The sequence below is a fragment of the Acinetobacter sp. AKBS16 genome, assembly GCF_002899995.1.
GTDB classification, from domain to species: Bacteria; Pseudomonadota; Gammaproteobacteria; order Pseudomonadales; family Moraxellaceae; genus Acinetobacter; species Acinetobacter baumannii.
This window is the reverse complement of sequence record NZ_POYH01000075.1, coordinates 43,011-47,633: the sequence shown is the minus strand read 5'-3', so window position 1 is coordinate 47,633 and position 4,623 is coordinate 43,011. Positions and strand designations below refer to the sequence as shown.

The following is a 4,623-nucleotide window of genomic DNA, read 5'->3' as shown; positions in this document are numbered from 1 at the left end:
TCAGGTTCAGGTTCAGGTTCAGGTTCAGGTTCAGGTTCAACCATAGCGGGTTGGCTAATAACTTCAACAGGCTGAATAGCACTTACAGGAGTAATCTCTTGGGCTGTTTGAGCTTGTGAATTTAGGCCTACTTCTGCTTGCCCATTTTTTTGAACAGGCTCTGAAACTAAAATTTCATTTGGTGCTAAAGGACGGAATGCCAATAATCGTAAAACGCACATTTCAAAACCTTGCTCTTGCGTTACGGCAAGCTGCAAGTCTGAACGGCCTTTACATGCGATTTGGTAGTAAAGCTGCAAATCTTGAGCAGAAATCAGTTTAGAAAGCTGAAGAATTTTGGCATTAATTTCTTCACTGTACTTTAAGCCGAGCTCTGGTAAATATTGTAACAAAGCCAACTCATGCAATGTTGAAATGAGCTGATCCAGTACTAACGAGACATCTAAGGCTTGATATCTAAATTGGAGTAATAACTGGCTCACTTTTTCACGTTGGTTTTGATGAACCGCTAAAATCAAATCATATATGATCGTACGGTCAATCAGGCCAAGCATTTCTTTAACATCTTGATGATGTACAGCACCTTGCCCATAAGCAATGGCTTGGTCAGTTAAAGATAATGCATCACGTAATGAACCTTGAGCAGATTCGGCAATTTGCCAAATTGCATCTTGATCAGCAGTAATCTGTTCTTTTTCAAGAATAGCACCGAGGTGCTTGGTAATTTCATCGACAGCTAAAGGTCTTAGAGTAAATTGCAAACACCGTGAAATAACCGTAATCGGTAGCTTTTGTGGGTCTGTCGTAGCAAACAAAAACTTAACGTGTTCTGGTGGTTCTTCTAGTGTTTTTAATAACGCATTAAAAGAATGCGTAGAGAGCATATGTACTTCGTCAATCAGGTAAACTTTAAAACGACCTTGCGTTGGTGCATAAGGAACGTTGTCTAAAAGTTCACGCGTATCTTCTACTTTTGTTCTTGAAGCAGCATCGATTTCGATTAGGTCAATAAAGCGGCCTTCATTTACCGCTTTACATGTTGCGCAGACTTCACATGGCGTAGAAGTCACACCTGTTTCACAGTTCAAACACTTGGCTAAAATACGTGCAATTGTAGTTTTACCTACACCACGCGTTCCTGTAAATAAATAAGCATGGTGAAGACGACCGCGTTCCAATGCACTACTTAATGCACGAGAAACATGGTTTTGCCCCACTAACTCATTGAAATTACGTGGACGGTATTTTCTAGCAAGTACTTGATACATGTATGCTCCTTGTTACAGGCATAAGCATACTTTGTTTTTAAAAGAGTGGGAACGCATAAAGCTCATATCCGTACAGATAAACTGCGAACTACATCATTTGTCTGGACTATCAGTGAATTTTAAAGTTTCGAAGAAAAAGTTTTCTATCGAAACTTTAAATACTGTGAAAAATATTAATTTACTTTCTTCGGAAAACTAAACCAGACAAATACAGTTAAAAGGAAGAAACAGATCGCTGAGAGGGTAAGCACCCAACTATGTGCATAGCTAAAAGCTTGCTGCGCCACTACAACTAATTGCCCTCCTAAAGGATTTTCAAGGTTAGACGCTAATTGCATGGTTTCTCCAATCGAGATACTCGCTTTTTCAATTAAGTCTGACGGAAGCTCGGCTGGCAAAATAATTGAGCGGCTATAAAACCAAGATAACATTAAACCAAAAATAGCAACACCTAAGCCAGCGCCAAGTTCATAGGCCATTCCCTCAATGGCACCTGCTGCACTCGCCTTTTGAGGGGGCACAGATGACATAATGGCAGCAGTTGAGGCCAGTAAGGCAATCTCAATACTAAAGCCCAAAAAGACCATACACGTCCATGCTAAAAAGTGGTCGGTTGAAAAGTTGAGCTGAGCAAGCCCCCATAAACTGAGCGCGCTCACTAAAATACCTAGGCTCGATACTCTACGTAAACCCCATTTATTTAAACAAATACCTGCTAATGGACCACCTAAACTAATTGCAATCATAAATGGAATAATAAACATCGCCGCCTGTAATGGAGAAAACCCGTGTACAAACTGCAACTCTTGAGACAGTAATAATTCAAAGCCAACCAAAGCAATCATGGAAACAACGGCCATAACAATACTGGTAGAAATCACAGGATGTTTAAATAATTCCAGATCAATCATTGGTGTCGTAGCTCTTTTTTGGCTTCGAATGAAGTGAATTAATGTGCTTATACCAACCACAAACATCACAACCGTGAGCACCGAAAAGCTATACATAGCCGATTTAATTGAATAGATGAGGCTTAAAATTGCTACAACCAAAACTAAAGCTTGCCCTAAGTTAATTGGCTGATCAGTTTTCTCTTGTTGTTTAGGAATGATCATCACGATCATAACTAGAACGACTAAAATGATCGGGATATTAATGAGGAATACAGCTCCCCAGTGGAAATGCTCTAATACAAAACCACCGACTAATGGACCAAAAGCTGCTCCACCTCCACCTACTGTAGACCAAAGACCAAGTGCAAAATTTCTCTGCTTTTCTTCGGTAAAGGCATTACGGATACCGGATAAAGTGGCAGGAATAAGCATAGCTGCCCCTAGACCTAAGACAGCACGAGAAGCAATTAAGGCATAGGCTGTTGGAGAAAAAGCCGCAGCTAAAGAACCAACACCAAAAACTGCGGTTCCAATAAATAATAATTTTTTAAAGCCAATACGATCACCGAGTGCACCCATCGGCAAAATCAAACCCGCCATAATCAGTGAATAAATATCAATGACCCATAAAAGCTGATTGGCAGTTAAATTCAATGCTGCACTTAAAGATGGGGTTGCAACATGCATCACCGTTGCATCAATCGTAACAGGTAAATAAATGAGGACGATAATTGTCAGGATTAACCATTTTTTTTGCATAACGCTCTTCGATATCCAAAACTTGGACATATGTTCAAATTGCGGTTATTATATACACAATTGGACACTTGTCCAACTTTAAATTTTAATGTAGTTTGTGTCGAATTCAGTCAGGTGTAAGAAACATGGCCTATCTTAATCGCGATCAACGCAGAGAAATGATCCTGCAAGCTGCCATGCAAATTGCTTTGGCTGAAGGTTTTACAGCCATGACGGTACGTCGAATCGCAACAGAGGCACAAACCTCTACCGGACAAGTCCATCATCATTTTTCTTCGGCATCTCATTTAAAAGCTGAAGCTTTTTTAAAGCTGATGGAACAGCTTGATGAAATTGAACAAACTCTCCAAACAACTAGCCAATTTCAAAGACTCTTCATCTTATTAGGTGCAGAAAATATAGACAGGCTTCAGCCCTACTTACGTTTATGGAATGAAGCTGAACTCTTAATTGAACAAGATATTGAAATACAAAAAGCGTATAACCTCGCCATGCAAAGTTGGCACCAAGCTATTGTGCAATCGATTGAATGCGGTCAAAAAGAAGGCGAATTTAAAAATAGGTCTAATTCCACAGATATTGCGTGGCGACTCATTGCCTTTGTGTGTGGATTAGAAGGGATTTATAAACTTGGTTTACAAGGTTTAGTTGAAGAAGATTTTAAGCGTCATACCGAAGCAATTATTCGCCTAGAATTATTATAAATGTTGAGCTGGCATTGCTTAAAAATACCAGCTTTAAAATACTAAAATTAGAACCAGCCTTTACGGCCTTTTAAAATTTGGTCGGTGCAACGTAAAGCTTCTTGGGTCAGTCCCCACAAACGATAATCACCTGTGATTGAACCAATCTGGAAGTTATGGGTATAAGCAAAGCTGAGGTCACGCTCAGGATCGCACCATGCACCTGAACCATTGTAGCCAATATGCCCAAATCCATTTTTAGCTCGTTTACCCATGGTAATAATACGGTGATAGCCTAAACGCCAATTCATCGGAATTGGCATAACACGATCACGTGCATAACTTTGGATGGTGCTGAGCTCTTTAAATACTTCTGGGCAAATAATTTGATGTCCATCCCATTCACCTTGATTTGCCAGCATCGCATAAATTTTAGCAAGACTATTTGCAGTAAAAGTGCCGTTTGCCGCTGGAATAACTGCTTGCAGTCCCTCATCACTAAAGAAACTAAAATTTTTCATTCCTTTTGGAATCATGGCATCCTGAAAATCTTGCGGGTCTTGACCCGTCCATGTAATCACTTTTTCAGAGAGTGAACTCTTACGCGTCTGTGGCTTTTTAGGTTTTTCAACTTGAGTAGATGCTGGTTTTTCTGGTTTTGGTTGAATAATTAAACGTGCTACACGATCCAACTCACTTGCAGGCGTTCCAAAATAGGCACCATCTAACTGTAATGGCTCAACAAGATATTTTTGCATGAGCTGATCTAGAGATTGACCAGTTGCTTTTTCAAGTACGCCACCGACTAGCCAACCGAATGTTAAAGCTTGATAAGCATTGCCCTCTCCTGCAAGGAATCTTGGCTTAGTCGCCGCGACCACCTCTAACATATGTGACCAGTCGAGCATTTCTCTCGCACTTTCGATGATATTTCGAACATCAAACATGCCGCTTTGGTGGCTTAGCACATGACGCAAAGTCATTTGCTCTTTTCCATTTTGAGCAAACTCAGGCCAATAG

General features: G+C 40.3%; 4 protein-coding genes. 1 reads left to right on the top strand and 3 read right to left on the bottom strand.

The window, feature by feature from the left end:
* The coding region (gene dnaX, locus C1642_RS13470; protein WP_004736574.1) for a DNA polymerase III subunit gamma/tau at positions 1-1,268 on the bottom strand (1,268 nt) is incomplete at its 3' end.
* A gap of 173 nt (positions 1,269-1,441) precedes the next feature.
* The gene (amvA, locus tag C1642_RS13465; protein WP_103236438.1) at positions 1,442-2,920 is read right to left on the bottom strand and encodes a multidrug efflux MFS transporter AmvA; all 1,479 of its coding nucleotides are present in this window, start codon (positions 2,918-2,920) and stop codon (positions 1,442-1,444) included.
* 125 nt (positions 2,921-3,045) lie between these two features.
* On the opposite strand from amvA, the gene C1642_RS13460 reads away from it, so the two are divergent.
* Complete coding sequence (locus C1642_RS13460; RefSeq protein ID WP_000323808.1) at positions 3,046-3,624, top strand: TetR family transcriptional regulator; 579 nt, start codon at positions 3,046-3,048, stop codon at positions 3,622-3,624.
* 47 nt (positions 3,625-3,671) lie between these two features.
* Here the strand turns inward: C1642_RS13460 and C1642_RS13455 are convergent.
* The coding region (locus tag C1642_RS13455; RefSeq protein WP_103236437.1) for a serine hydrolase domain-containing protein at positions 3,672-4,623 on the bottom strand (952 nt) is incomplete at its 5' end.